The 26,934-nt window shown below is 67.0% G+C and carries 26 protein-coding genes and 1 tRNA gene; 6 read left to right on the top strand and 21 right to left on the bottom strand.

The window, feature by feature from the left end:
- Positions 1-74: 74 nt before the first annotated feature.
- On the bottom strand, positions 75-1,457 hold the full coding sequence (locus QX010_RS30075) for an AmpG family muropeptide MFS transporter (protein ID WP_315800482.1): 1,383 nt from the start codon (positions 1,455-1,457) through the stop codon (positions 75-77).
- Between the two features lie 43 nt (positions 1,458-1,500).
- Entirely contained in the window at positions 1,501-2,733 is a 1,233-nt protein-coding gene (locus QX010_RS30070) for a DNA recombination protein RmuC (protein ID WP_316183292.1), read from the bottom strand.
- A 169-nt stretch (positions 2,734-2,902) separates the two neighbouring features.
- On the opposite strand from QX010_RS30070, the gene def reads away from it, so the two are divergent.
- The 3 genes from def (at position 2,903) to truA (ending at position 5,357) form a co-directional block, all read left to right on the top strand.
- Complete coding sequence (gene def / locus QX010_RS30065) at positions 2,903-3,430, top strand: peptide deformylase (RefSeq protein WP_315800481.1); 528 nt, start codon at positions 2,903-2,905, stop codon at positions 3,428-3,430.
- Positions 3,431-3,567: 137 nt separating this feature from the next.
- Positions 3,568-4,503 (top strand): methionyl-tRNA formyltransferase, encoded by a 936-nt coding sequence (gene fmt, locus QX010_RS30060; protein ID WP_316183291.1) that lies wholly within the window; start codon positions 3,568-3,570, stop codon positions 4,501-4,503.
- Positions 4,504-4,619: 116 nt separating this feature from the next.
- On the top strand, positions 4,620-5,357 hold the full coding sequence (truA, locus tag QX010_RS30055) for a tRNA pseudouridine(38-40) synthase TruA (protein ID WP_316183290.1): 738 nt from the start codon (positions 4,620-4,622) through the stop codon (positions 5,355-5,357).
- Between the two features lie 120 nt (positions 5,358-5,477).
- Here truA and dapE read toward each other — a convergent pair whose 3' ends face one another.
- The 11 genes from dapE to rpmH form a co-directional block, all read right to left on the bottom strand.
- Positions 5,478-6,632 carry a succinyl-diaminopimelate desuccinylase gene (gene dapE, locus QX010_RS30050; RefSeq protein ID WP_316183289.1) on the bottom strand — a complete coding sequence of 385 codons (1,155 nt, stop codon included), beginning with the start codon at positions 6,630-6,632 and terminating at the stop codon, positions 5,478-5,480.
- 33 nt (positions 6,633-6,665) lie between these two features.
- Entirely contained in the window at positions 6,666-7,301 is a 636-nt protein-coding gene (locus QX010_RS30045; protein WP_316183288.1) for a DUF805 domain-containing protein, read from the bottom strand.
- A gap of 68 nt (positions 7,302-7,369) precedes the next feature.
- The gene (gene dapD / locus QX010_RS30040; RefSeq protein ID WP_315800476.1) at positions 7,370-8,215 is read right to left on the bottom strand and encodes a 2,3,4,5-tetrahydropyridine-2,6-dicarboxylate N-succinyltransferase; all 846 of its coding nucleotides are present in this window, start codon (positions 8,213-8,215) and stop codon (positions 7,370-7,372) included.
- 348 nt (positions 8,216-8,563) lie between these two features.
- Positions 8,564-9,259: a pyrimidine 5'-nucleotidase gene (locus QX010_RS30035; RefSeq protein ID WP_316183287.1), complete on the bottom strand. Its 696-nt coding sequence runs from the start codon at positions 9,257-9,259 to the stop codon at positions 8,564-8,566.
- Between the two features lie 220 nt (positions 9,260-9,479).
- Positions 9,480-10,538: a DUF1036 domain-containing protein gene (locus tag QX010_RS30030; protein WP_316183286.1), complete on the bottom strand. Its 1,059-nt coding sequence runs from the start codon at positions 10,536-10,538 to the stop codon at positions 9,480-9,482.
- 125 nt (positions 10,539-10,663) lie between these two features.
- Positions 10,664-11,560, bottom strand: a complete 897-nt coding sequence (argB, locus tag QX010_RS30025; protein WP_315800474.1) for an acetylglutamate kinase — start codon at positions 11,558-11,560, stop codon at positions 10,664-10,666.
- 75 nt (positions 11,561-11,635) lie between these two features.
- Positions 11,636-12,007: a DUF423 domain-containing protein gene (locus QX010_RS30020; protein WP_316183285.1), complete on the bottom strand. Its 372-nt coding sequence runs from the start codon at positions 12,005-12,007 to the stop codon at positions 11,636-11,638.
- A complete protein-coding gene (gene yihA, locus QX010_RS30015; protein ID WP_315800472.1) occupies positions 12,004-12,663 on the bottom strand; it encodes a ribosome biogenesis GTP-binding protein YihA/YsxC in 660 nt (219 codons plus the stop codon). Before yihA ends, QX010_RS30020 begins: the two co-directional genes overlap by 4 nt.
- A 184-nt stretch (positions 12,664-12,847) precedes the next feature.
- On the bottom strand, positions 12,848-14,713 hold the full coding sequence (yidC, locus tag QX010_RS30010; protein WP_315800471.1) for a membrane protein insertase YidC: 1,866 nt from the start codon (positions 14,711-14,713) through the stop codon (positions 12,848-12,850).
- A gap of 22 nt (positions 14,714-14,735) precedes the next feature.
- Positions 14,736-15,137: a ribonuclease P protein component gene (gene rnpA, locus QX010_RS30005; protein WP_315800470.1), complete on the bottom strand. Its 402-nt coding sequence runs from the start codon at positions 15,135-15,137 to the stop codon at positions 14,736-14,738.
- A 31-nt stretch (positions 15,138-15,168) separates the two neighbouring features.
- Entirely contained in the window at positions 15,169-15,303 is a 135-nt protein-coding gene (gene rpmH / locus QX010_RS30000; protein ID WP_006609582.1) for a 50S ribosomal protein L34, read from the bottom strand.
- A gap of 514 nt (positions 15,304-15,817) precedes the next feature.
- On the opposite strand from rpmH, the gene QX010_RS29995 reads away from it, so the two are divergent.
- The 3 genes from QX010_RS29995 to hisC all read left to right on the top strand — a co-directional run bounded on the left by QX010_RS29995 (position 15,818) and on the right by hisC (position 18,800).
- A complete protein-coding gene (locus QX010_RS29995; protein WP_315715364.1) occupies positions 15,818-17,293 on the top strand; it encodes a HAMP domain-containing sensor histidine kinase in 1,476 nt (491 codons plus the stop codon).
- A gap of 269 nt (positions 17,294-17,562) precedes the next feature.
- Positions 17,563-17,639, top strand: a tRNA-Arg gene (locus QX010_RS29990).
- A 93-nt stretch (positions 17,640-17,732) separates the two neighbouring features.
- Entirely contained in the window at positions 17,733-18,800 is a 1,068-nt protein-coding gene (hisC, locus tag QX010_RS29985; RefSeq protein ID WP_316183284.1) for a histidinol-phosphate transaminase, read from the top strand.
- Between the two features lie 28 nt (positions 18,801-18,828).
- Here the strand turns inward: hisC and QX010_RS29980 are convergent, their stop codons facing one another.
- From QX010_RS29980 to QX010_RS29945, 8 genes are all read right to left on the bottom strand, one after another.
- A complete protein-coding gene (locus QX010_RS29980; protein WP_316183283.1) occupies positions 18,829-19,752 on the bottom strand; it encodes a cobaltochelatase CobT-related protein in 924 nt (307 codons plus the stop codon).
- A 106-nt stretch (positions 19,753-19,858) separates the two neighbouring features.
- Entirely contained in the window at positions 19,859-20,683 is an 825-nt protein-coding gene (locus QX010_RS29975; RefSeq protein ID WP_410051421.1) for an NAD(+)--dinitrogen-reductase ADP-D-ribosyltransferase, read from the bottom strand.
- Positions 20,680-20,841 (bottom strand): hypothetical protein, encoded by a 162-nt coding sequence (locus QX010_RS29970; protein WP_315800467.1) that lies wholly within the window; start codon positions 20,839-20,841, stop codon positions 20,680-20,682. The genes QX010_RS29975 and QX010_RS29970 overlap by 4 nt, the downstream gene beginning before the upstream one ends.
- Entirely contained in the window at positions 20,842-22,032 is a 1,191-nt protein-coding gene (locus QX010_RS29965) for a vWA domain-containing protein (protein ID WP_316183281.1), read from the bottom strand.
- Positions 22,029-24,410, bottom strand: a complete 2,382-nt coding sequence (locus QX010_RS29960; protein ID WP_316183280.1) for a DUF5682 family protein — start codon at positions 24,408-24,410, stop codon at positions 22,029-22,031. The genes QX010_RS29965 and QX010_RS29960 overlap by 4 nt, the downstream gene beginning before the upstream one ends.
- 1 nt (position 24,411) lies before the next feature.
- Positions 24,412-25,515: an AAA family ATPase gene (locus QX010_RS29955; RefSeq protein WP_316183279.1), complete on the bottom strand. Its 1,104-nt coding sequence runs from the start codon at positions 25,513-25,515 to the stop codon at positions 24,412-24,414.
- A 29-nt stretch (positions 25,516-25,544) separates the two neighbouring features.
- Complete coding sequence (locus QX010_RS29950; protein ID WP_316183278.1) at positions 25,545-26,555, bottom strand: DUF5691 domain-containing protein; 1,011 nt, start codon at positions 26,553-26,555, stop codon at positions 25,545-25,547.
- The gene (locus tag QX010_RS29945) at positions 26,492-26,932 is read right to left on the bottom strand and encodes a hypothetical protein (protein WP_316183277.1); all 441 of its coding nucleotides are present in this window, start codon (positions 26,930-26,932) and stop codon (positions 26,492-26,494) included. The genes QX010_RS29950 and QX010_RS29945 overlap by 64 nt, the downstream gene beginning before the upstream one ends.
- Positions 26,933-26,934 lie beyond the last annotated feature (2 nt).

Here is a 26,934-nt window from a genome sequence, read left to right as displayed (position 1 = left end):
GTCGATCGCCGACGTCTCCGCAATGCCGGATCACCCGCCTTCGCGGAGGATGACAGTCTAACTCCAGGCGGCAGCTAGACCTTCACTGGCCCCAATTCATCGAAATGCCCGCGCCGCTGCAGCCAAGCAAGCAGCACGAGGCTCGGGATCGCGACGAGCGCGCAGATGACGAAGAATGTGGGCCAGCCGGTCGCCTTCGCCACATAGCCCGCGCCCGATGACAGATAGGTTCGTCCAACCGCGGCGAGTGCGGTGAGCAGCGCATATTGGGTCGCGGTGTGCAGCGGATTCTGGCACAGCGCAGAGAGATAGGCGACGAAGATCACGGTGCCGATCGCGCTGGTGAAGTTCTCCGCAGAGATCGCCAGCGCCAGCGCCCATTGATTGACGCCGACGATGGCGAGCCATGAGAACGACAGGTTGGCCAGCGCCTGCACGATGCCGCCGATCCACAGGCTGGTGGCGAGCGAATAGCGCCGCGCGACGAAGCCGCCGGCAAAGCCGCCGGCGAGCGTGGCGGCGAGGCCGACGCCTTTCACGATCGCGGCGTAGTCGACCTTGCTGAAGCCGAGATCGATCACGAACGGCGCGGTCATCGTGCCGGAGAAGGCGTCGGTGAACTTGAACAGCACGACGAAGGCGAGCGCCGTGAGCGCATCACGTCGGCTGAGGAACTCGACGAAGGCTCCGGCGGCCGCATGCATCACGCGGGTGAGCGCGGTGTCCGCGCCCATCGCGGCCTCCGCCTGCTGCGACTGTGCCGGCTCGGTCGCCGCGAGGGCCGTGATCGTGCCAATCAGCACCATTCCGGCCATCGCGACATAGCCCCACATCCAGGACGACGGACGCGTCAACCCCGAGTTCTCGAATGCACTGACCACCACCAGCGCGCCGGCGGTCGAGACCAGCATGCCGATGCGGTAGGCGGCGACATACGCCGCCATGCCCGCGGCTTGCTCGCTCTCCGGAAGGCTCTCGACGCGGAAGGCATCGACCACGATGTCCTGGGTCGCCGACATCGCGGCGACCAGCAGCGCGGCCAGCGCGACCATGAACGGCGCATGCGCCGGGTCAGTCACGGCCAGCAGCAGGATGGCCGCGATCAGCAGCAATTGCGCGAACACCAGCCAGCCGCGCCGCCGCCCGAAGGCGCGCGTCAGCAGCGGCACGTGCAGCGCGTCGACCAGCGGCGCCCAAAGGAATTTCAGCGTGTAGGGCGTGCCGACCAGCGCGAACAGCCCGATGGTCCCGAGATCGACGCCGAGCTCGCGCATCCAGATCTGAAGCGTCGAGCCGGACAGCGCCAGCGGCAGACCCGAGGAGAAGCCGAGGAACAGCACCACGAGCACGCGCGGCTGCAGGTAGACGGCCATGCTCTCGCGCCAGGTGGGGGCGGGCTTGGCCTCAGGCTTTGCAGCGGTTGCTCTGATGTCGGAGGCGGCGTCAGGTGCGGTCATCGGTGGGTGGTAGCAGATCTGGACAGCTTTCGCGACGCCGCGGTCATTCCCCCGCCTGCATCCGCCCCGCCAGCGGAAACAGGTCCGGCGTCGCGCCCGCGCCCGGCGCAATGCGCGGAGAGTCCGCCGGCGCATCCGGCTTGCTGAAATCGAGCTCCTCGATCCGCGCGGCGCGCTTTTCGATCTTGTCGGCGGAGATGAGGATCTGGCGGATGTCCTCGCCGACATCGCCAAAATGCTTCTGCAGCTTGAGCACGCGCTCGCGCAGGCGGCCGAGGTCGTCGCCCAAATGGATCACCTCGTTGCGGATCTGGTCGGCGGCGTCGCGGATGCGCGCGTCCTTCATGATCTGCTGCATGACCTGGATCGCGAGCATCAGCAGCGACGGCGACACCAGCACGACACGGGCGCGATAGGCTCTCTGGATGACGTCGTCGAAGCCGTCATGGATCTCGGCGTAGACCGATTCCGACGGCACGAACATCAGCGCCGTGTCCTGCGTCTCGCCGACCACGAGGTACTTCTCGGCGATGTCGTTGACGTGGCGCAGCACGTCGGTGCGCAGCCGCTGCGCGGCGGCGCGCTTTTCGTCCTCCGTCTTCGCGTCGTGCAGCGCGGTCACTGCCTCGAGCGGAAACTTGGCGTCGATGCACAGCGGCCGCGTGTCGGGCAGGATCACGACGCAGTCCGGCCGCTTGCCGCTGGCGAGCGTGTACTGGAAGGCGTAGCTGCCCTTCGGCAGCCCGTCCTGGACGATCGCCTCCATGCGCGCCTGGCCGAATGCGCCGCGCGACTGCTTGTTGGCGAGCACGTCGCGCAAGGTCGTGACCTGTGTCGTGAGCTCGCTGAGATCGCGATGCGCGTTGTCGATGATGCCGAGCCGCTCGTGCAGCACGCGCAAGGAATCCATGGTGTGGCGCGTGGTCTGCTCCATCGATTGGCCGACGCGATGGGTGACGGCGTCGAGCCGCTCGTTGACGCTGCGCGCCAGGTCCACCTGCCGCCCGGCAAGCAGCTGCGCCATCGCGTCGACCCGGCCGGAGGCCTCGCTCTGCACCCGGATCATCTCGCCGAACCGCTGTTCGATCTCATCGGCGCGCATCGCCTGCTGGGCCGCGAGCTCGGCGCCGCGCCGGCCGGAGCGCACCACGGCCGCGACGATCATCAGCAGCAGGAGCAGAACCAGCACGCCAAACCCGATCAGCGCGTCGCTGGCGCGCACGGGCAGATCGCCGATCATGACGACGACAGGATTGAGGGACTGGCTGGCGGTCATCACCCCCATCTATCCGATTCGCAAGAGCTCGCGAACGAAGAGAGAACATTTATGGTTAAGGCCGGGTAAAGAATCATGGTTAACGAGACATTGAAATTCATGGTTAGCGAAGTCTTAACTGCGAGCCATCACATTGACCGCGCCGGTTCCGCGGCTTAAATCGCGCGCCATGTCCCTAAGAGAAATCATCATCCTGCCGGACCGGCAGTTGCGGCTGGTGTCCAAGCCGGTCGAGAAGGTCACGCCGGAGATCCGGCAGCTGGTCGACGACATGTTTCAGACCATGTACGACGCGCCAGGCATCGGGCTCGCAGCGATTCAGGTCGCGCAGCCGCTGCGCGTCATCACCATGGATCTGGCCAAGCCCGACGCGAACGGGGAAGGCAAGCGCGAGCCGCGCGTCTTCATCAATCCGGAGATCGTTGCCAAGTCGGACGAGCTGTCGGTCTACGAGGAAGGCTGCCTGTCGATCCCCGAATATTACGAGGAGGTCGAGCGGCCGGCGCGTGTGCGCGTACGCTTCACCGATCTCGACGGGCTGGTCCGCGAGGAGGATGCGGAGGGGCTCTACGCCACCTGCATCCAGCACGAGATCGACCATCTCAACGGCGTGCTGTTCATCGACTATCTGTCGAAGCTCAAGCGCGACCGCGTGATGAAGAAGTTCACCAAGGCTGCCAAGCGCGCCGGCGAGTAACGATCAACTCTCTCCTCCGTCATGCCCGGGCTTGACCCGGGCATCCACGTCTTGCCTCTCGCGTTGGCATTGCGACGTGGATGGCCGGGACGAGCCCGGCCCATGACGGCAGGATGAAGCCTTGAGGGGCGCACCAGATGCCGCTTCGCCTGATCTTCATGGGCACGCCGGATTTCGCCGTGCCGACCCTGCTCGAGCTCGCCGGCCACGGCCACGAGATCGTGGCCGTCTACACGCGCGCGCCGAAGCCCGGTGGCCGCCGTGGCTTGGCCTTGGTCCCGACTCCGATCGAGACCGAGGCGCGGCGGCTCGGCATTCCCGTGCTCACGCCGAAGACGCTGAAGACCGAGGACGCGCTGGCTGCGTTCCGCGCCCACCAGGCCGACGCCGCCGTCGTCGTCGCCTATGGCATGATCCTGCCGCAGGCGATTCTCGATGCACCAAAACTCGGCTGCTACAACCTCCACGCCTCGCTGCTGCCGCGCTGGCGCGGCGCTGCGCCGATCAACCGTGCCATCATGGCAGGGGACGCCGAAAGCGGCGTGATGGTCATGAAGATGGATGTCGGTCTCGACACCGGCGACGTCGCGATGGCCGAGCGTCTGCCCATCACTGACGCGATGACGGCGTCCGACCTGCACGATCGCCTGTCGCGCATCGGCGCCGACCTGATGGTGCGGGCGATGGCGGCGCTGGCGCGCGGCGGGCTGACGTTGACGAAGCAGGCCGAGGGCGGCGTGACCTATGCGGCCAAGATCGAGAAGGCCGAGGCGCGGATCGACTGGACGAAGCCGGCGCATTCAGTGCTGCGTCACATTCACGGCCTGTCGCCGTTCCCCGGCGCCTGGAGCGAGGTCATGCTCGATGGCGAGGCGGTGCGTTTGAAGATCCTGCGCTGCGCGCTCGCCGACGGCCGGGGCGAGCCGGGCGCCGTGCTCGACGAGCAGCTCACCATCGCCTGCGCCGACGGCGCCATCCGCGTGACCGAGCTGCAGCGCGCCGGCAAGGGCCCGATGAAAGCCGCGGATTTCCTGCGCGGCACGCCCGTCGCGCCGGGCCGGCGCTTCGGCTGACCAATTCAGCTCGTCATGCGCGGGCTTGACCCGCGCATCCATCTCGCGAACAAGCTTCGTCCATGGATGGATTGCCGGGTCAAGCCCGGCAATGACGGCCAAACGCGATCGAGGCGATGCCCCGCTACAAGCTCACCATCGAATATGACGGCGCGCCGTTCTGCGGCTGGCAGCTGCAGGCGACCTTGCCGTCGGTGCAGGGCGCGCTGGAAGCTGCGGTGCAGGCGACCTGCGGCGTGCCGACGCGCGTGCACGGTTCTGGCCGTACCGACGCCGGCGTCCACGCCATGGGGCAGGTCGCGCATTGCGACATCGCCAAGGAGTTCCTCCCCGACAAGCTGCGCGACGCACTCAACGCGCATCTGCGGCCGAACCCGGTTGCGGTGCTCCATGCCGAGATCGTGCCCGACAGCTTCGAAGCGCGGTTCTCCGCGCGGAAGCGGCACTACCGCTATCGCATCGTCAATCGCCGCTCCAATCTTGCGCTCGAGGTCGGCCGCGTCTGGCGCGTGCCGCAGCGGCTGGATTCGGAGGCGATGCATGCGGCGGCGCAGCGGCTGCTCGGCAAGCATGATTTCACGACCTTCCGCGATGCGGAATGTCAGGCGAAATCGCCGGAGAAGACGCTCGATCAACTCGATGTCGTGAGGGACGGCGATGCGATCACCATCCTCACCTCCGCGCGCTCCTATCTGCATAGCCAGGTGCGCTCGATGGTCGGCTCGCTGGTGTGGGTCGGGCAGGGCCGCTGGACCGCAGATGATCTCGCCGCCGCGCTCGCCGCGCGCAATCGCGCCGCCTGTGGCGTCGTCGCGCCACCGGAAGGGCTCTATCTCGTGAAGGTCGACTACTGATTGAGGCCGCTCCACTGGAGATCGCGGTGGCGCACAATTGAGGCGCGAAGCGATCAAGTCCGCTGCCACGGAGACACCCTGGATCCCTCGCTGTGCTCGCAATGATCCGCAGCGAGTGGGTCACGCGAAGTAGCGATCGAGAATGCCGCGATAGATCTTCGTCAGGGTGGCGATGTCGGCGACCGAGGCGCGCTCGTCGATCTGGTGCATGGTCTGGCCGACCAGGCCGAACTCGATCACCGGGCAGTAGCTCGAGATGAAGCGCGCGTCCGAGGTGCCGCCGGTGGTCGATAGCTCGGGCTTGCGGCCCGTCACGCTCTCGATCGCGGCAACCGCGAGGTCGGTGAACGGTCCGGGCTTGGTCAGGAACACGTTGGAGTTCGACGGCAGCCAGTCGATGTAGGCGCGGATGCTGTTGCCGCAGGCCTTCGCCAGCCGCTCCTCGACCAGCGCGCGCAGCATCTCCTGCGTATGGCAGTCATTGTAGCGGATGTTGAACTTCGCCCGCGCCAGTCCGGGAATGACATTGCTGGCGGTGTTGCCGACATCGACGGTGGTGAATTCGAGGTTCGATGGCTGGAACTGCGCACTGCCGTGATCGAGCGGTTCGTCCGACAAGGCCACGATCAGGCGCGAGATATCCGGAACCGGGTTGGAGGCGCGGTGCGGGTAGGCGACGTGGCCCTGCTTGCCCTCGACGATCAGGGTGCCGGACTGCGAGCCGCGGCGGCCGATCTTGATGCAGTCACCCATGACTTCCTGGTTCGACGGCTCGCCGAGCACGCAATGGTCGAATCGCTCGCCCCGCTCGGCGGCCCATTGCAGCAGCTTGATGGTGCCGTTGATCGAGACGTCCTCTTCGTCGCCGGTGATGAGGAACGATATCGAGCCCTTCGGCCGTCCACCATTGTCGCGCAGATAGTCCAGCGTTGCGGCGACGCTGCAGGCGATGCCGCCTTTCATGTCGACGGCGCCACGGCCATAGATGTATCCGTCCTTCACCTCGCCCGAGAACGCGGGCAGGCTCCATGCCGCTTCATCGCCGGGCGGCACGACATCGGTGTGACCGGCGAAGGTGATGTGCGGCCCCTCGGTTCCGATGCGGGCATAGAGGTTGTCGATGTCGGCAGTGCCGGCTTCGGAGAACGTCACGCGATGCGTGGTGAACCCCACCTCTTTCAGCAGGGTTTCGAGCACGCCGAGCGCCCCGGCATCGGCGGGGGTCACGGAGGGACAGCGGATCAGGTCGCGGGTGATGGTGAGGGCATCAGTCATGTCCTCCGCTTAACATGCTCATTTGGCAGCCGGCTAGTGCTGCCGATTGCCGCTCCGACCAGCAGCGGGGCTGCTCACATGTGGCTCGAATTCCAGCTCCTTGTGCTGGTCCCAGGCGCCCCGCGGCGGGGTCTGCTGGCCGGAGCGTCCGCTGGGCCCGACCTTCGCCAAGGGGCTCGGCCCAAACCGATTGGTCCAACGATCGCCAGCCAGGCAGTACAACTCGATGAAGCCCCACAGCGAGAGCAGTGCGGTCAGGCCCTCCATGATCGTCGGAAGGATCGTGCCGGGCAGGCGCTCGGCGTACTGGTTGGCCAGTCCGGGACCGACGAAGAACGGCACCATCCACCAGCCGCTCTTGTCGCGGTCGTGCAGCCGCTTGATGACGCCCGCAGCAAACACCCAGGCGAAGACCGGGGTGAGAACGACATGGACGGCGACGGACGGGAGATCGGCACGCGTCAGGCTGCGAAAGGTGTCGGGGTCGAGGACTGCAAAGATGTCGGCGAGATTGAGCTTGGCGACCGCCGGGCCGCCCAGCAGTTGGCTTGCGCCGGCCATCAGCGCTACGGCGAAGAGCATCCAGCCAAAGATCACCAGCAGCGACAGCCAGAGCTTGGCGCGGTTGATGCGGCCGTGGAAGCGGAACAGAAACCAGGTCCAATCCATGGGCGATCTCCGGACGGGCGGCGTGGCCCGTCCGGAGATTCGTCGTCTTCACCGCAATGGGGGTTCGATCAGTCGCGCAACAGCTCGTTGATCGAGGTCTTGGAGCGGGTGCGCTCGTCGACGCGCTTGACGATGACGGCGCAGGCGGTGGAGGGGCCGATCTGGCCGTTCTTCATCGGCTTGCCCGGCAGCGCGCCCGGCACCACGACGGCATATTCCGGCACCTCGCCGACGAAAACCTCGCCGGTCTCGCGGTCGACGATCTTGGTCGACGCGCCCAGGAACACGCCCATCGACAGCACCGCTCCCTTGCGCACGACCACGCCCTCGGCAACCTCGGAGCGCGCGCCGATGAAGCAGTCATCCTCGATGATGACGGGACCGGCCTGCAGCGGCTCCAGCACGCCGCCGATGCCGACGCCGCCGGAAATGTGCACACGCTTGCCGATCTGGGCGCAGGAGCCGACCGTCGACCAGGTGTCGACCATGGTCGCCTCGTCGACATAGGCGCCGAGATTGACGAAGGACGGCATCAGCACGACGTTCTTGGCGATGAAGGCCGAGCGGCGCACGATCGCGCCGGGGACGGCGCGGAAGCCGGCGTCACGGAAACGGTTCTCACCCCAGCCCTCGAACTTCGACGGCACCTTGTCCCACCACGACGCCTGGCCGGGGCCGCCGGGGATCACGCTCATGTCATTGAGGCGGAACGACAGCAGCACCGCCTTCTTGAGCCACTGGTTGACGCTCCACTTGCCGTCCGTGCCCCGCTCGGCGACCCGGGCCTCGCCCTTGTCGAGCAGCTCCAGCGCGCTCTCCACGGCGTCGCGGACCTCGCCCTTGGTCGTGGTCGAGACGCCATCACGGGCATCGAAGGCGCTGTTGATGGTGGATTCCAGGGCGGACAGTGACATCGGTCGATCCTCGCTTGGTCCCGGGCCGACCGGGATAGACTTGTAGAAGCTGGGGGCAGGGCGGCTTTTTCCGGGTTTGGGGCAAGGGAGTCAAGGCACCCACCGGCGTCGTCCCGGACAAGCGGAGCGCCCGGCTGTCGCTATTGAGACGACTTTATATCGCGAGCGCCGATCCGGGACCCATAACCACAGGGAGACGTGTTGGGCACATCCTTAGCCACTTGCGTGCCCACACATCCGCCGGTGGTTATGGGTCCCGGGTCAAGCCCGGGACGACGCTGAGTTTGTCGGACGGCCATCGCATCTCATGTCCGCCGGACGCTTCGCTTGTCCGGGACGACAGCGGAGCTATTCAGCCACCAGCCGCTGCAAGAACCCGGTCAGATCGTCCGTCACATGATCCACATGCGGATCATCGCGGCCCGACAGCTCCCAATCCTCGCGCACCACCTCCTTGGTGCCGTCCGGTACGACGAGCACCGTGGTCATGCCGAGGTCGTGCGGGACGACGAGGTTGCGGGAGAGGTCCTCGAACATCGCGGAGCGCGTCGGATCGACATCGTGCAGCCGGACGAATTTGTCATAGGTCTCGCGCGCGGGCTTCGGTGTCAATTCGGCGGCGATGATGTCGAACACGCCATGGAAATGGTCTGCGATGCCGAGCCGGCTCAGCACCGCGCCGACATGGTCCACCGAGCCGTTGGTCAGGATCAGCTTGCGTCCAGGCAGTCGCTCGATCGCCGCGCCCATCGCCGAGTTCGGCTCCAGCGGCGAATGGTCGATCTTGTGCACGTAGGCCAGGAAGTCGTCGGCATGCACGCCGTGCTCGGTCATCATGCCGCGCATCGTGGTGCCGTAGCGGCGGTAGTAGTCCTTCTGGATGCGGCGCGCTTCGTCCGCATCGACCTTGAGCCAGTTGGACACGAATTCGCCGATCCTGGCATCGACCTGCTGCCACAGATTGACGTGATGCGGATACAGCGTGTTGTCGAGATCGAACACCCAGGTGTCGACGTGATCGAAGGCGCGGGGGGACTTTGTCATGTGTGCCTCGGTCCATCATGCGTGGGTTCATTCGGCCACAGTGGCGCGGCATATTCCGCTGTCGTCCCGGCGAACGCCGGGACCCATACCGCGTGATCTGTCTTGAGGCAGGATGGCTGACGCTGGCGGCCCAAACCACGGCCGGTGGCTATGGATCCCGGCGTTCGCCGGGATGACGGCGGAATTTGTTGCGGTATCCCGGGACTCATCGATGCGTCCATCACGGCAACGCAAACCGCAGCGTCTTGCCGCCGCGGGTGATGTCGACCGAAGTGAAGCCGGTGGCCGCGAAGCCGCGGCTCGGGCAGTCGCCCTGCTCGGAGGTCTCGAACTTGTTCTCGCGGGTGCAGAGCTGCACCAGGCCGCCCCAGTTCAGCGGCTTGTTCTTCAGCTTGATGGTGCGGTTCTCATCGTCGACCGCCTCGGCGAAGCTGTAGACCTTCTTCGGCTGTCCGGTGATGTCGGGATGCAGGCACTTGCCGGCATCGATGCGGTACCAGCCGCGGCTGACGACAGTCCGGCCGTCGTCGGTGCCGACCGCGGCCATCACCTTGTGAGGTGTGTCGTTGCACCAGGTCAGGCCGGTCGGCGACGGTGTCTGTACCGCGTCCACCATCGTGGCGAAGAACGTCGGCTGCGAGACGACATCGGAGGACAGGCCTCGGCTCTTCAGAAAGGCGGCGAGCGCGGCCTGCGTCTTCGGTCCGTCGACGCCGTCGATCGGTGAGGCGTCATAGCCGGCGATGCCGAGCAGCCGCTGGATGCCGGCGAGCCGCGCCTGCTCGTCGTCATATTCGGCGCTCTCGGCGAGATAGGCGATCAGGGTGCCGTCATCAGTCTTGCTCGGCGTGACCTGTGTGAAGGCCGCCGGCGTCTGCCCGGTGCGGCACTGCCGGGCGGCGGCGATGACGAAATTGTCGGGCGCCACGCACAGCTGGTCGTTGCCGTTCTCGGCGAGCGGCGACGCGCCATACAGGCTGAGCGCGCGCGCATAGAGGAGGATGCGGTCCGCCGTCAGCGTCCCCTGCAGCACCACGCGGCAGGTCGCCGGATCGAGCCGGAACCAGCCGCGCGTTGCGGTCGCCGCCTTCTCGTCGATGCCGATTGCGGCCTCCACAACGTAGCTCATGCGATTGCAGAGCTTGAGGTCGGCGCGGGCAGGGGTGGTGAAGGCGAGGAGCGGAAGGAGGACCGTTAGGGCAAGTAAAGCGCGCGCCAGGATGGACTTCGCTCGTCCACCCTCTCCGCCGTCATGGCCGGGCTTGACCCGGCCATCCATCTTTTTGCGAGCACCAGAGAGTAAGGCGTGGATGCCCGGGCCTTCGCCGCGCCGAAGCGGCTTCGGCCGCGCAGGCGGGTCAAGCCCGGGCATGACGACCTTTAATGTGGTGGCGGCCGTGCCCATCACTTGTGGATCAGCGTGCCCGTGCCCTGGTTGGTGAACAGCTCGAGCAGCACCGCGTGCGACACCTTGCCGTCGAGGATGACGACGCCCTGCACGCCCTGCTCGAGCGCGTAGATGCAGGTCTCGACCTTGGGGATCATGCCGCCGGAGATGGTGCCGTCGGCGATCAGCTTGCGCGCGTCCTTGATCGAGATTTCCGGGATCAGTTTCTTCGACTTGTCGAGCACGCCGGGCACGTCGGTCAGCAGCAGCAGCCGCTTGGCCTTCAGCGCGCCGGCGACGGCGCCGGCGAAGGTGTCGGCATTGACGTTGAAGGTCTGGCCCTCCTTCGAGGTCGCGAGCGGCGCCAGCACCGGGATCAGCTCGTAGCCGATCAGCTGGTTCAGCAGCGTGAGATCGACCTTGTCCGGCTCGCCGACGAAGCCGAGATCGACCACCTTCTCGATGTGGCTGTCGGGATCGACCATGGTGCGGGTCGCCTTGACCGCGCGCACCATGTTGCCGTCCTTGCCGCACAGCCCGACGGCCTTGCCGCCAGCCTCGTTGATGTAACCGACCAGCTGCTTGTTGATCGAGCCGGCCAGCACCATCTCGACGATCTCGATGGTCGCGGCATCGGTGATGCGCAGGCCGGCCGCGAATTCCGAGACGATGCCGAGGCGCTTGAGCATGGTCGCGATCTGCGGCCCGCCGCCATGCACCACCACCGGGTTGATCGCGGTCTGCTCGAGCAGCACGATGTCGCGCGCAAACGCCTTCGCGGTGTCCTCGTCACCCATGGCGTGGCCGCCATATTTGATGACGATGGTTTCGTCGTCATACTCCTGCATGTGCGGGAGCGCTTCGGACAGGATGCGGGCCTGATCGAGCGGGCTGATGGTGGTCGCGTCGGTCATGTCTGGGAGGTCTCGGCTGTCGGGGGCGTCGCGCCGCGTTCTAGCCGATTGGAGCCCGCGGCGCAAAGCGCCGGATCAGGCCCGCCGCGGCCACAGCGCGCACACCGCGAGTGCGAGCCAGCTCGCGATCTGCAGGCTGCCGCCGATCGGTGCTGCGAACGGAAACAGCCGATCGCCGGTGAACTGCCGCATCAGGAGGTCGCCCGCGAACAGGGCTGGGCCGAGCACGAAGCCGATCGCCGTGGCCAGGCCGATGCGCCTCGCGACGACGCCGCGTTCGGCCAGCGCGATGGTGCCGAGCAGGGCGCAGGCATGGAACAGCAGCATGGTCGAGGCGGTCGCGAGCCGGGATGCATCGGGATCGTGCGCGGCCTTGGCCGCCAGCGCGACGCCGGCGGCGCCCATCAGCCCGGCCATTGCGACCAGGATTCGCCACGGCGTCATCATGTGCTCCGCTCTTCCAGCAGCCGCACCATGGCGGCGCGCAGCTCCGGCATGCCGGTGCCGGATCGTGACGACGTCGCCAGCACCTGCGGGAACGCCGCCGGATGCTTGGCGAGCGCGGCCTCGGTCTCGGCGATCCGGCTTGCGAGCTCGGCCGGCTTGATCTGATCGGCCTTGGTCAGGACGAGCTGATAGCTGACGGCGGACCGGTCCAGCGTCTTGAGGATCTCCTGATCGACTTCCTTCAGCCCATGACGGGCATCGATCAGCACATAGACGCGGGCGAGCGAGGCGCGGCCGAGCAGGAATTTGTGAATCAGCTCGGTCCAGGACGCGACCTTGGTCTTCGCCGCGGCGGCATAGCCATAGCCGGGCATGTCGACCAGCCGCAGCGGCGCATGCTCGGGCCCCTCGAAGAAGATCAGCTCCTGGGTGCGGCCCGGCGTATGCGAGGTGCGCGCCAGCGCGTTCTGGCCGGTCAGCGCGTTGATCAGGCTGGACTTGCCGACATTGGAGCGGCCGGCGAAGGCGACCTCGATCGCCCCCATCGGCGGCAGGCTTTCGATCGACGGCGATGCGTGCGTGAAGCGCCACGCCTGCGCAAACAGCTTGCGGCCTTTCTCGATCAGGCGGTCGTCTGCATCGGCGCTGGTGGTCATGACAAGCCTTCGCTCTTCGTCATGCCCGGGCTTGACCCGCCTGCGGGGCCGAAGCCCCTTCGGCGCGGCGAAGGCCCGGGCATCCACGCCCATTGCGCGGAATATCAAAACGTGGATGGCCGGGACAAGCCCGGCCATCACGGTAGATGGTTCGTTGCTTCAGCGGCTCACACCGCCTTGGTCGTCAAGCCGCTTTTTTCCTGAACGTGCCGCGGATGTTGTCGAACAGCTCCACCTTGACGCCGTTGCGGCGCATGATGAAGCCCTGCTGCAGCACCGACAGCGTGTTGTTCCATGCCCAGTAGATCACGAGACCGGCCGGGAAGCCCGCGAGCATGAAGGTGAAGATCAGCGGCATCCAGTTGAAGATCATCGCCTGGGTCGGATCGGGCGGCGTGGGGTTCAGCTTCATCTGGAACCACATCGTGATGCCCATGATGATCGGCCAGATGCCGAGCGCGAGGTAATGCCCGAACAGCGGCAGCTGGGTCGGATCGAAATGCAGGAGCCCGAACAGCGTGAACAGATTGGTCGGATCCGGCGACGAGAGGTCCTTGATCCAGCCATAGAACGGCGCGTGTCGCATCTCGATGGTGACGAACAGCACCTTGTAGAGCGAGAAGAACACCGGGATCTGCAGCACGACCGGCAGACAGCCGGCGACCGGGTTGATCTTCTCCTTCTTGTAGATCTCCATCATCTCCTGCTGCTGCTTCATCCGGTCGTCCGGATAGCGCTCCTTGAGCGCCTGGAGCTGCGGCTGGATCGCCTTCATCTTGGCCATCGAGGCGTAGGACTTGTTGGCGAGCGGGAAGAACAGGAGCTTCACCAGCACCGTCACCAGCAGGATCGAGATGCCGAAATTGCCGAAGAAACGGAAGAAGAAGTCGAGCGCCAGGAACATCGGCTTGGTCAGGAAGTAGAACCAGCCCCAGTCGATCAGGAGATCGAAATGGTTCAGCCCGAGCTTCTGGTTGTAGCCGCCGAGGCCGCCGATCGGGAAGTTGATGCCGACGACGCCGGCCTCCTTGGCGCCGGCGAACAGCCGCGTGGAGACGCTGGTCGAGCCGCCGGCCGGCACCGTCTGCGGGGTCTCGACATAGTCCGTCTGGTAGCGATGCTGGTTGTCGACCAGCTTCGACGAATAGTTCGCCTGCAGGCGGGCATCCGTCATCGGCAGCAGCGCCGCCGCCCAATATTTGTCGGTGATGCCGAGCCAGCCATTGGTGACGTCGAACTTCGCCGCCTTCTCGTCGTCCATCTTCTTGTAGGTGAATTCCTGCAGGCCCTTCTCGCCGAGATAGCCGATCAGGCCTTCGTGCAGGATGTAGTAGCCGGACACGTGCGGCGTGCCGTGGCGCGAGATCAGGCCGTAGGGATACAGCGTCACCGGCGCGTTGCCGGCATTGGTGACGTCATCCTTGATGGTGAAGAGATAGTGGTCGTCGACGGAAATGGTGCGCTGGAAAGTCAGGCCGTCGCCGTTGGTGGTGGTCAGCTTCACCGGGGTCGACGGCGTCAGCGCATTCGAGCCGTCCTGCTGCCAGACCGTGTTCTGGTCGGGCACCTGCACCTTGGCGCCGGCGGCGTTCACCCAGCCGAACTCGGCGTAATAGGGTTCGGCGGTGTTGGACGGCGAGAACAGCACGATCGCCGGCGATTTCGGATCGACCGTCTCGCGGTACTGCACGAAGGCCAGATCGTCGATCCGCGCGCCCTTGAGCGAGATGCTGCCGGTCAGCCGCGGCGTGTCGATCTTGACGCGCGGCGTGGCGGCGATGGCGGTGTCGCGCGGCATCACGCCGGTGCTGGTCACGGCGCCGCCCGGCGCGCTCGGGCTGCCGGTCGCGGTCGCGCCCGGCTGCGGGGTGGCCGACGGCGCGGCGCTGTCGGGCTGGGTTGCCGGCGCCTGCTTCTTGGCGAGCTCGGCCTGCATCTGCGCCTGCGCGCGCTGCTTCTCCATCTGCGGGCCGTTGTAGAAGACCTGCCACAGGATCAGCACGAGGCCGGACAGAATGACGGCGAGGATGGTGTTGCGATTGTCGGTCATCGTTTTCTTATCGTCTCGTCGTTCAATCCGGTTTGCGGGAATGCGCGTCCGGAGCGGAAGCGTTCTGCTGGTTCAGCTTGCGCGGCTGCGGCTTGGCCTGCGGCCGGTCGAGGCGGCGGAGCGTCGCCTGGAGGTCGGCGAGCATGGTCTGGAAGTCGCGTGACAGAGCATCCCGCCGGCCGACCAGCACGTAGTCACTGTGCGGCCGCATCGACAAGGGATCGAGCCGTTTCACAAGCTCGCGCAACCGCCGACGGATGCGATTACGCTCCGTGGCGGTGCCATTCTTCTTGGTGACGGTAAAGCCGATCCGGACCGGGCCCTGGTCCGGCCGTTCCCGGCGCTGGACCACGAAGGCAGGGCTGTTCGCCCGCACGCCATCGGCAACGGCGAGGAAGTCCGCCCGCTGCCGTAGCCGATCCATGATGGAAATCTCCGGGACAGACGCCCTGGCTTCAGGCGCTGAGACGCTTGCGGCCCCGGGCGCGACGCGCGGCAAGGACCTTGCGGCCGCCGGTGGTGGCGAGACGGGCGCGGAAGCCGTGACGGCGCTTGCGCACCAGTTTGCTGGGTTGATAAGTCCGCTTCACGGGTCGTTCTCCGCTGACGGGCAATTTGCCAGTTGACAACTTGCCTGCTTGAAATGTCGATTGATGTCCGGTGATGCTTCCGGGCCCGAAATGGACCGCTGCCGGCCCTGAAATCGAGCCGCTCCCGGGCGAGCCGGGTCATCGCGGACGGTTGGCGCGGCTTATAAGGGAGCGTCCCGCCTTCGTCAATCGCGGCAAGGCGTCATAGGCGGTGCAGGGATCGACGACGCCGAGATCTCGTAAAGACCTTCGTCACCAGCCGCGGGTCAGCGTCGCGAACGACACGAGGCAGGACGAGAACGCAAGACCCTGCGCACAAGACCCTGCGCACAAGACGAAGGCAAGAATAGCCTCGGCGCGGCGGGGTTGAAGATGTCAGAGATCGTGCAGTTTTGGGTTCCATTATGAACGATTTGGAAACCGGAACATGAGCGATCCGTAATTTGACCGGACTCCGGTGCAGTCCCATCTTGCGGTCCCGTAAGGGTGGGGGTGTCTCTTACAAGGGCGATACGTGACCGAGAGCGACAACCAGCCAATCCTGGAGCGTCTGCGACCGAAACGGTCGCGCCGGCTCGGCTTGTCTGGAAAGCTGCTGCTGTTGACCATTCCGCTGGTGATGATCGCGGAGGTGCTGATCTACGTACCGGCGATCGCCAATTTCTGGACCAACCGGCTCAACGACCGCCTGGCGGCCGCCAATACCGCTGCGCTGGTGCTCGACGCCGCACCGTCCGGCATGGTGCCGGATTCGCTGGCGCGGCAGATCCTCACCTCCATCAACGCGCGCGGCGTCGCCATCAAGATGGGCCAGCAGCGCCGCCTGCTCGCGAGCGCCGACCTGCCCGCCTCGATCGACCACGACTTCGACATGCGCGACATGACGGCGTGGTCGTCGATCGTGAATTCGCTGACGATGATGACGGAGACCGGCGATCACACCATGCGGGTGATCGGGCCGGCGCCGGGTCGGGCCCAGTTCATCGAGGTGGTCACCGACGAGAAGCCGCTGCGCAAGGCGATGTACCGGTTCTCGCGCAACCTGCTCGGCGTGTCGCTGCTGCTGGCGGTGCTGACCGCGGCGCTGGTCTATCTTGCTCTGCATTTCCTGTTCGTGCGGCCGATGCGGCGCCTCACCGCGAGCCTCGTCGGCTTCCACGAAAATCCGGAGAGCGTGGCGCGAATCATCGTGCCGAGCCAGCGTTCCGACGAGATCGGCGTCGCCGAGCGCGAGCTTGCCGACATGCAGCGCGACCTCGTCTCGATGCTGCATCAGAAGAGCCGGCTCGCCGCGCTCGGCCTCGCCGTGTCCAAGATCAACCACGACCTGCGCAACCTGCTGGCCTCGTCGCAGCTGCTGTCGGACCAGCTCGCCAGCGTGCCCGATCCGCGGGTGCAGCGCTTCGCGCCGAAGCTGATGCGCTCGCTGGAGCGCGCCATCGCGTTCTGCCAGTCGACCTTGTCCTACGGCAAGGTGCAGGAGCCGGCGCCGGACCGCCGCATGGTGGTGGTCGAGCCCGTCGTCGCGGAGGTGCGGGAGACCGCCGGCCTGTCGCCGGATGCCTCGATCACCTGGATCGCGGCGATCGAGCGCGGGCTGAAGATCGATGCCGATCCCGACCAGTTGTTCCGCGTGCTGCTCAACCTGGTGCGCAATGCCGCCCAGGCCCTGGACAGTCTCGCGGCGGATGCCGGCGTGCGCCAGATCCGGATCACCGGCCGCCGCGAGGGCGGGGTGGCGATCCTGGAGGTCTCGGACACGGGACCTGGTGTCCCGGCGAAGGTGCGAGAGCACCTGTTCGAGGCCTTCCGCGGTGCCGGTCGTCCGGGCGGCTCGGGGCTGGGCCTTGCGATCGCGGCCGAACTGGTCCGGGCCCATGATGGCGACATCCAACTGGTCGAAGGGACCCTGGGGGCCACCTTCCGAATCACGATCCCTGACCGCCCTGTCGAGCTGCAGACCTTCTGGACCGAGCGCGCCAGCGCCTGAACCGGACCGGCCCACCTGCCATTCCGGCGGGCGATGCCGCAGGCGTCGAGCCCGGAACTCCCGTTGTGTCGGAACGAGCCCGTCCGCTCCGGCCATGCCAAACCGTGCCGGCGCGTCTGCGGAAAAATGGTCGCAAAATGTCCCGCTCCAGCCTTGCCAAGCGGTCTCCGAGCCGTTAGTCAGGGGCCCTTCGCGAGGCCTGCCGGCGTTTGCCGCTCCGGCCTTCCGGGATCCGGCCCCTGGCCCGGAGCCTGCCAAATGCGAAAAACGCGCCCGTAGCTCAGCTGGATAGAGCATCAGACTACGAATCTGAGGGTCGGACGTTCGAATCGTTCCGGGCGCGCCATTTGCCGATGATCCACACCACGTTCAGTTCGCACGACCATCGCTTCCGATCGATGCGTCGATCGGCGGATCTCGGGTGCGCAGGAGAACAATCGTGAGTCGCTTCTGGTCAGAGCTCGTTCATGGGCTGTCGCCCTATGTGCCCGGCGAGCAGCCGCAGATCCCGGGCCTGGTCAAGCTCAACACCAATGAGAGCCCGTTCGGACCCTCGCCCAAGGCGATCGAGGCCATACGGGCGGCCGCTGCCGACACCTTGCGGCTCTATCCGGATCCGCAGGCAACGCAGCTGCGCGAGGCGCTCGCGGCCTATCACAAGGTCTCACCGGAGCAGGTGTTCGTCGGCAACGGCTCGGACGAGGTGCTCGCGCACACCTTCGCGGCGCTCCTGAAGCAACCCGCGCCGCTGCTGTTCCCCGACGTGACCTACAGCTTCTATCCCGTGTACTGTCGCCTGCTCGGCATCGACTACACGACCGTTCCGCTCGATGCCGAGATGCGCGTGCGTATCGACGATTATGTCGGTCGCCCCGGCCCGGTGATCATTGCCAATCCGAACGCACCGACGGGCATCGCGCTGCCGAGCGCCGAGATCGCGCGACTCGCGGCAGCGCGTCGCGACGCGGCCGTCGTCATCGACGAAGCCTATGTCGATTTCGGCGCCGAGACCGCGATTCCGTTGATCCGCGACTACCCCAACCTGCTGGTGGTGCAGACGATGTCGAAATCGCGCGCGCTCGCAGGACTCCGCGTCGGCTACGCGATCGGCGATGCCGCGCTGATCGAGGGCCTGACGCGGGTCAAGGACAGCTTCAACTCCTACCCGCTCGGCCGGCCCGCCCAGGCCGGCGCGATCGCCGCGATCGAGGACGAGGCGCACTTCCAGCAGGCGCGCTCGGTCATCATGAAGAACCGCGCCGACCTCACCGCTGCGCTGGTTCGTCTCGGCTTCGAGGTGCTGCCGTCCAGCGCCAATTTCGTCTTCGCCCGGCATCCGGACCATTCCGGCCAGGCGCTGTCCGCAGCCTTGCGCCAGCGCGCAGTGCTCGTCCGCCATTTCACCGCCCCGCGGATCGCGGACTATCTGCGCATCACGATCGGCTCGGAGACGGAGCTTGCGCGGCTGACGGACGCGCTGCGCGAGGTGCTGGCGAAGAACGATTGAGCCGTTTGCAGAGGCGCGTGCGAACGTCTCAGACACTTGCCAACAGTCGCTCGATGCGAGCCACCACCGTGCTCTCCAACTCCTCGGGAGAGCCGATCATCACTCCGCTGCCGTAGTAGCGGTCGACGGGGTGGCCGATTCCGATCGCCGCGATCCGAATGTCACCTGCAGCCTCGATCCGGCGGATCTGCTCGGGCAGGTGATGATGAAGATAGCGCTCGCCGTTCTCCATCAGCGTGGAGTCGTCCATCGGCGCGCCGTCGGACAGCACGATCAAATATTTGTACCGCTCCGCGCGTTGTCGCAGGCGCGCGGACGCCCAGGCGATGGCTTCGCCGTCGATGTTTTCCTTGAGAAGTCCTGGGATCAGCATCGCCGCGGCGTGTCGCGCGGTCAATGTCTCGTCGGCGCTGCAATAGACGATATGCAACAAGTCGTTCAGCCGCCCTGGATAAGGCGGCCGCCCGTCCTTCAGCCATTTCTCCCGGCTCCGGCCGCCCTTCCAGTGGGCGGTGGTGAAGCCGAGCACCTCGTGTTTGGCGCCGATGCGCTTCAGCAGATCGGAGGCGACCAGCGCGGCGCGGGCCGCGAACAGAATGGGATCTCCGCGCATCGATCCGGAATGATCGATCAGCAGCGACACCAAGGTATCGTCTGCCTCGATCGACGCAGGCGGCTCGCCGTCCGTCGCGGGTCGCGCGGCCAACTCATTTTCGAGCGCGAACAACGGCGCTGGATCTGCCGCGGGATAGCGCTTCGACCAGCTTCGATCTGGATCGCCGAGCGCGGCCAGGAAGCCGTCCAGCTCCTCGGCGCTGATTTCGACATCGAACTCCCGGGTGTAGACTTGGTACCCTCGCGAGGGATCGAATGGCACCGATTGTCGCTTCGCCTTGCGGCGCGGCGGCAGGACAATCCAGATCGTCAGCGCAATCAGCGCGCTCAGGAACATCGTCAGGGAGACGTCACGCCACACCGGGGCGGTCTCCAGCGCGCGTCGTCACGGCTCGTCTCCTCGCGCGTTCCTCGACATCGGGCGCGGTCATGCTGCGATCCGCTCACACATAGTCGACGCTCACGCGGTAGTCGCCGCCGATCACGAGGTATTCGCCTTCGCCCTTCAGCGCATGTGACGACAGCAGGCCGTTGAAGAACACGATCTTGCTGACGGGAATCCTCGCGGTGAGAATCATGTCGCCGAAGCAGCCCGCAGTGTCGCGGTCGGAGGAGAACGAGACGAGGTTGTTGAGCCGGACCACCGCCTCGCGCCGTGTCGTTTGCTCCACGATCCAATGCTCGTCGAACGAATTGACGCCGCGATGCAGCGTCAGATGCGTCTCGTCCGGAAAGGCGAAGCGGCGGATCGCCCATTGGCAGAATTCGAACAGCAGATCGAGTTGCACCCAGATTGCATTGTTGTGGAAGCGGCTCGACATCTTCTCCTGGACATAGGTCGTCCAGGCCCGGCTTGCCACGCGTTCGATGATCTCCTTGTGGTAGGACGGACCGAGGCCGAACCGGCTCTCGACCCAGCCCTTGAGCACGGCGCCTTCCGGGCCGTTGCTGTCGAAGCCCCAGCCCTGGATCAGCCGCAGGAAGGACGAGCGGAAACGCCGCTGGCCGCCGGACGTCGTGGCGCGTTGCTCAGGATCGAGGCCGAACATCGCCATCATGTAGGTGGTGAAGGCTTCGCCGGCTTCGGCGAGATGTTCGGCCTGGTCGAGCATCGTGAACAGGCTGGGGTTCATCTCCGTGACGCCCCAGATGTGCAGCGGCACCGCGCTGTCGTTGAAGGCACAGCTCGCCAGCCACGCGGAGGGACGCCCGACGAGATTGGTCGAATGGCCGATGCCGCGGTGGGCGCGCTGTGCTGCGTCGTTCATGGCCGGCATGATGCCGTGTGGCAGGCCGAGAGCGCAATCCTCGTGGAGTCGTCGAGGAGCATCAGCCAGATGACCAGCAATCCGCCGGCCAAACCGACCACGGGCAGGACCGCATAGCGCCCGAGTTGCAGGATGCAGATGAGAACCAGGCGCTTCATTCACACGCCCGAGACGCCGTCCTCCGGCCGCACCAGCTTGATGTCCTGTGCTGCGGCCCACGACCAGATGTCCTGGCGCTTCAGCGCGGTTGCCATCAACTCCGGAAACTGGTGCGGCGTGCAGGCGAACACCGGGCAGCCGAGCGAGGCCAGGATTGCGGCATGCTTGCCGTCATAGGCCGGACGGCCGTCGTCGTTGAGCGCCAGCAGCACGATCAGGTTCACGCCCGACGAGACCAGCGCCTTGGCGCGGGCCAGCATCTGCTCGGCGATGCCGCCCTCGATGAGATCGCTGATCAGCACCATGTGCGTCCGCGCCGGCTCGCGGACCAGGCGCTCGCAATAGGCCAGCGCCTGATTGATGTCGGTGCCGCCGCCGAGCTGCACCGAGAACAGCACCTCGACCGGATCGGCCAGCTCCTCGGTGAGGTCGATGATGTTGGTGTCGAACACCACGAGCTTCATCGCGATCGCCGGGATCGAGGCCAGCACCGCGGCGAAGATCGAGGAGTAGACGACGGAGGTGCCCATCGAGCCCGACTGGTCGACGCAGAGGATCACCTCCTCCAGATTGGTCCGGCGCGCGGCGCGCGCATGCCCGATCAATGTCTCCGGCACGATGGTGCGATGCTCGGCCTGCCAGTGGCGCAGATTCCTGCCGATCGTGCGCGGCCAGTCGATGTCGCCGGCGCGCGGCCGGCGGGTGCGGCGGCGGCGGTCGACCGCGCCGCGGATCGTCTCGGTGGTGCGGGCGTCGAGCTTTTCCATCAGCTCCTTCACCACCCTGGCGACGACCTGGCGCGCCGTCGCCTTGGTCTTCTCCGGCATCACCGCGCGCAGCGCCATCAGGTCGGCGACGAGATGCACGTCGGCTTCGAGGGCGGCGAGGAACTCCGGCTGCAGCAGCATCTCCTTCAGGCCGAGCCGCTCGAACGCGTCCTTCTGGATCACCTGCACGACCGGCGCGGGAAAGAACTCCCTGATGTCGCCGAGCCAGCTCGCCACGCGCGGCGCCGAGCCGCCGAGGCCGCCACGTCGGCCCCCGCCGCGCTTGCCGCCGGAGCCGGCGTCATAGAGTCCGGCCAGCGCCGCATCGAGCCGCCGATCGCGATCGGACAGGCTGGCCTGGTCGTCGCCGCCGAGCACGAGGCGCCAGCGGCGGTTGCGCTCGGCAGCAGCGTCGTCGCTCATCGATTAGCCTCCTTGATCGGCCGGTCGGCGCCCAGGATGGTCAACAGCAAGGGCAGAGCCGCATCGAAGCCGGCAGCGCTGGCCGACAGCGCTGCGAGCGGCTGCAGCGGACTCGCATCTGAAGTGGAAGCGACGGCCAGCGGCCGCTGCCTGGCCAGTTCGTCGAGCAGGCGCCGCCGCTCGTTGCGGTCGAAGCTCGCGAAGGCACGGCGCATCACCGGCAGCAGGTTGTTGAACGCCTCGTCGTCGATCGCAGCCAGCCAGCCGTCGATGATCCGGCGCAGCATCTGGTCGTGCAGCAGCACCTGGCCGCTCTGGCCGAGAAACCCGTCGAGCCAGTCGCCGGCCTCCAGGGTCGGCACGCTGTGGGAGAGCGCGCGCGACAGCGCCAGCGCGGCCTGCTCCGGTGAGACGATGCCCTGATCGTACAGCAGACGGCCCGCCAGGCCCTTCACCAGCGGATGCGCTGCCGCATCGGCGGCGACATGCAGCAGCGCGCGGCTCCAGCCGTCGCGCAGGCCGCGATCCTCGATCAGCCCGATCGCGACGTCGAGCCGCGCCAGCCTGCCGCGCAGATCGGCGGCGACGTCGGCTTGCAGGTTGCGGCAAGCATAGACGAGGCCGGCACAGATCGCCTCGACGAGGCTGGTCACCAGCAGGCGCAGCGCCTCGGTCGGCAGCGCCCGCGCGGTGCCGTAGCGCAGGATCTCGGCGAGCGGTGGCACGGCCTCGGTGAGGTCGGCAACGTCGCTGGTCGCAGCCGAGCGCTGCTGCAGCAGCGCGATCGTCGCCTCGGCCGCCTCGCTCAGACCCGCTTCGAGACAGCCGCGCACGAGGCCCGCGACGGCGTTCAACGAGGTCGCCGCCTGTGCGTGGGTGACGGCGGCGTTGCCTGCGGCCTGCGCGACGGTCGTGCCGTGCACCAGCGCCTCGACCAGACGAACCGAGAATTCCGGCTCCCAGCGCAGCCGCCAGTTCTCGCGAAACGTGCCGCGGCTCTGTCCCGATCCCTGCAACCGTCCCCACGGCACCTGGATCAGCGCGAGGCGATGCAGGAGCTGCGACTTGGCAAGCCCTGCCTCGCTGCGCAGGTCGAGCGCCATGTCGGTGTCGAGCGCCTCGGGCTTCAGCTTCAGCTTGCGCTGCCAGCGCGCGAGATCGGCGGCGAGCGGCATCTGCGGCACGCTGTCGTCGATCTCGCCGACACGTTGCCCGATGATGAGCTGCTGCTCGATCAGGCGGAACGGCGCCGTCTCGCCTTCGCAAAGCGTGGCAAGGCTCGCCTCGCGCATCTCGGCCAGTCCCGGCAAAGCGACGTCGCGCAACGCGGCCAGCGTGATCGCCAGCCGCGACGCCTCGATCACGGAGGCCGTCGATGCCGGCCGGCCATTCCGGCGCAACAGTTCGGCGACGCGCGCCTGCCAGCGGGTCGTGAAGCCGGTAGCGTCGAGCGCGGCGATCTGACCGTGCTGCAATCCTTGCCAGAGATGCGCGTACCAGCCGGGCGAGATCACGCCGGCGCCATAGCCGGAGCTCGCGGCGAGCCGCGTCTCGGTCCAGGGCACCCACGTCGCGGTCACCTTGATCTGCGGCAATCCCTTCAGCAATGCGCGATCATCCTTCAGCGCGACCTTCTTGCGCAGCGCCGGCACGTGCCAGGCGCCGCAGATAACGGCGACCGTGCCGTCCTGCGCGCTCAGCGCCGCTGCGATTTCCAGGCGCATGTGCGCTTCGCGGCGCAGCTCGCGGCGGGCTTCATCGGCCGGCTGATAGGGCAGGGGATCGATCGTCTCGCGCAACGCCGCGATGGCAGCTTCCAGCGCCGCAAAGATCTCCGGTCCATGCGTGCCCTGCTCGACGATCGCGTTCCACCAGGACTCGCTGTCGTCATAGCCGGCGAGCGTCGCGAGATAGGCCAGCGGATCGCGCCGGATCTGTGCCAGCTCCGGATCGGTGGCCTCGGGCTGCTCCTGCGCAGCCGCGTTGGCGTCCTCCGGCGTGGCCTTGCCTTCATCGCTCTCCGGCTTCGCCGCCTTGGCCCGTTCGGCCAGCCGATGCGATGCCGGCAGATCGATGAAGCGGACCGGTCGCTGCTTCGCCAGCGCCCAGCGGATCGCCTGCCATTCCGGCGAGAACACCGCGAACGGAAAGAAGCTGGCGTTGCTCGCATCGTCCTGCGCATGCACCAGCAAGGCGATGGGCGGCACCATCGCCGGCGATGCGGCGAAGGAGATCAGCTCATCGGCATCCGGCGGTCCCTCGATCAGCACGACCGCGGGATCGGCCGCGTCGAGCGCCGCCAGCACGGCGCGTGCCGAGCCGGGTCCGTGATGACGGATGCCGAGGAGGTGCAGGCGATCGGGCGAAGCTGCGGCCACGTCACATCACTTCGCGGATCGCGCCGTAGAGATCGGCCCATGGCTTGCGCTCGCGCACCACGGTTTCAAGATATTCCTGCAGCACGACCTTGTCCTGCACCGGATCCTTGACGATGGCGCCGACGATGTTGGCAGCCATGCTCTGCGCATCGATCACGCCGGAGCCGAAATGGCCGGCCTCCGCCCAGGCGCCGATCGTCACCGCGATGGCCTCCGCCGTCGACAGCGAGCCGGACGGCGACTTCAGCTTGAGCCGGCCGTCGAGCGTCTGGCCGTCCCGCAGCTCGCGGAACACCGTGACGATGCGCATGATCTCCTGGTCGGCGGGCGCGATCTTCGGCAGCTCCAGCCCGCCGCCGATCTCGCCCACGCGCTTGGTGACGATTTTGACCTCTTCATCCAGGTCGGCGGGCAGCGGCAGCACCACCACATTGAAGCGCCGCTTCAGCGCCGAGGACAATTCATTGACGCCCTTGTCGCGCGCATTCGCCGTCGCGATCATGTTGAAGCCGCGCCGGGCGTGCACGGCGTCGTTGATCTCCGCGATCGGCATCAGCTTCTCCGACAGCACCGTGATCAGCGTGTCCTGCACGTCCGACGGCATGCGCGTCAGCTCCTCGAAGCGCACGATCCGTCCCGCCTCCATCGCGCGCATCAAGGGCGTCGCCACCATGGCTTCGCGCGACGGGCCCTTGGCGAGCAGCAACGCGTAGTTCCAGCCGTAGCGGATCTGGTTCTCGTCGGTGCCGGCGGTGCATTGCACGATCAGCTCGGACGAGCCGGAGATCGCGGCGGCGAGATGTTCGGAGACCCACGATTTCGCGGTGCCGGGCACGCCCAGGATCAGCAGCGCGCGATCGGTCGCGAGCGTCGCCACGGCGGTCTCGATCAGCCGGCGGTTGCCGATATATTTCGGCGTGATCTCGACCCCCGATTTGGTGCGGCCGCCCATCAGATAGGTCACGACCGCCTGCGGCGACAGCCGCCACTGTGCCGGCCGCGCCCGCGTGTCCTCTTGCGCCAGCGCCTCGAGCTCGTGGGCATGCAATGCTTCCGCGGAGCGGCGCAACTGGCCGTCGGTCGGGCTCGCATCGGCATTTGTCATGGGTGTGCTCCGGACATTTTGATTGCGCGTTACGTCGGCAACGCGAGAACGAGGTCGGCGAAATCCTTGGCCGCCCGCGCGGTGGCGGGGGACAGCGGGGTGAGCGTGGCGATGAAGGCGGGCATCGTCGCGCGCGGCATCAGCGCAGCCATGAGCACCAGCCGGCCGTCGTCCTTCTGCGCCGCCGGCGTGGTCGCATCGGCGAGGTCCTGGATCGCCTTCTGCCAGGCCGGTGACGCCAGCACGCGTTCGGCGACCTGCGCTGCGAGCGGCTGGCGGGCCTTCGCCGCGAGCGACATCAGCGCATATCCGTGCAGCGCGTCGCCGCCGCAGAGGCGCGCGCCGATGATGCGCAGCACGGTGTCGTCGTCGCCCTCGGCTGCGGCGGCATCCATCAACAGCATGAGCACGCGGTGCTCGGATGGCGGCAGTGCGGCGATCAGCGCCTCGGGCGACACGCCGACCGCCCGGGCGAGAGCGGTCAGTTGCAGTCCGCCGAACAGTCGCTCGCGCAACGCCTCGGCCTCCTGCCATTTCAGGCCGTCGGCCGGCAGCTTGAAGGTCACTGTCGATGCCGAGCCGAGGCCGATCTTGGCGAGGAACGAGCCCGCGCGCTGGAAGCATTGCGCGGCCTCGGTCAGCCGGGTGCCGCGCTGGGCGCGTTCGGCGATGCGCGTGAGGAGCTGTGCGGCGATCTGCTTGATGCTGTCGGCGCGATCGGCGCTCAGGCTCTCCAGAAACGGCTGGTCGTCGGGGCCGAGGCCGACCATCAGCGCATCGAGCAGCGCAGCGCGGACCGGTGCGGGCTCGCTCTTCCACACCGATTCGATCAGCGCGCGGCCGTCGGCAGGATTGTTGCGGCGCTGCTCCGCGACGAAGGCGCGCCGCTGCGCCTTCGGGAAGGTGGTCCAGTTTTCGATGGTGATGCGTTCGAAGAACAGGCCCTTCGTCGCATCGTCATCGGCGTCGGAGGCGATCAGCGCCAGATAGGCGCGCTCGGCGAGGCCCTGGTCCTCGGCATTGGCCTTGATGTGCGGCACGAGATCCGGCAGATCGAACGGATGCAGCCGGCGGCCTGGACACGGCGCAGCGCGAGCGGCAGGGCGCTCGACGCCAGCGACTTCTCGACGCTGCGTGCCAGGGCCCTGAGCGCGCGCCGCGCCGGTTCGGGCAGGATGGGCCGCGCGTCCTGGTGCAGCCGCAGGGCGGCATCCGCCAGGGGATCGGCGACAGGCGCCGTCGCGCCGGCAAAGCGCTGCCATTGCGCGGCCAGCGCCAGCAGCGGCAGCGCCGGCTCGCGTCCTTGCGGCAACAGCTCGGCCAGCGCAGGCGGGGTCGTCAAGGGCTGCCGCACCAGGCCAAGCAGGAAGGACTGGCGCAGGCGGGCATGGCTCTGGGGATCAATTGCGCTCGCCATCG

It is taken from the genome of Bradyrhizobium sp. SZCCHNRI1009 (genome assembly GCF_032487575.1).
Taxonomy (GTDB): domain Bacteria; phylum Pseudomonadota; class Alphaproteobacteria; order Rhizobiales; family Xanthobacteraceae; genus Bradyrhizobium.
The sequence above is the reverse complement of the archived record's forward strand: the minus strand, read 5'-3'. Positions and strand labels throughout refer to the sequence as shown.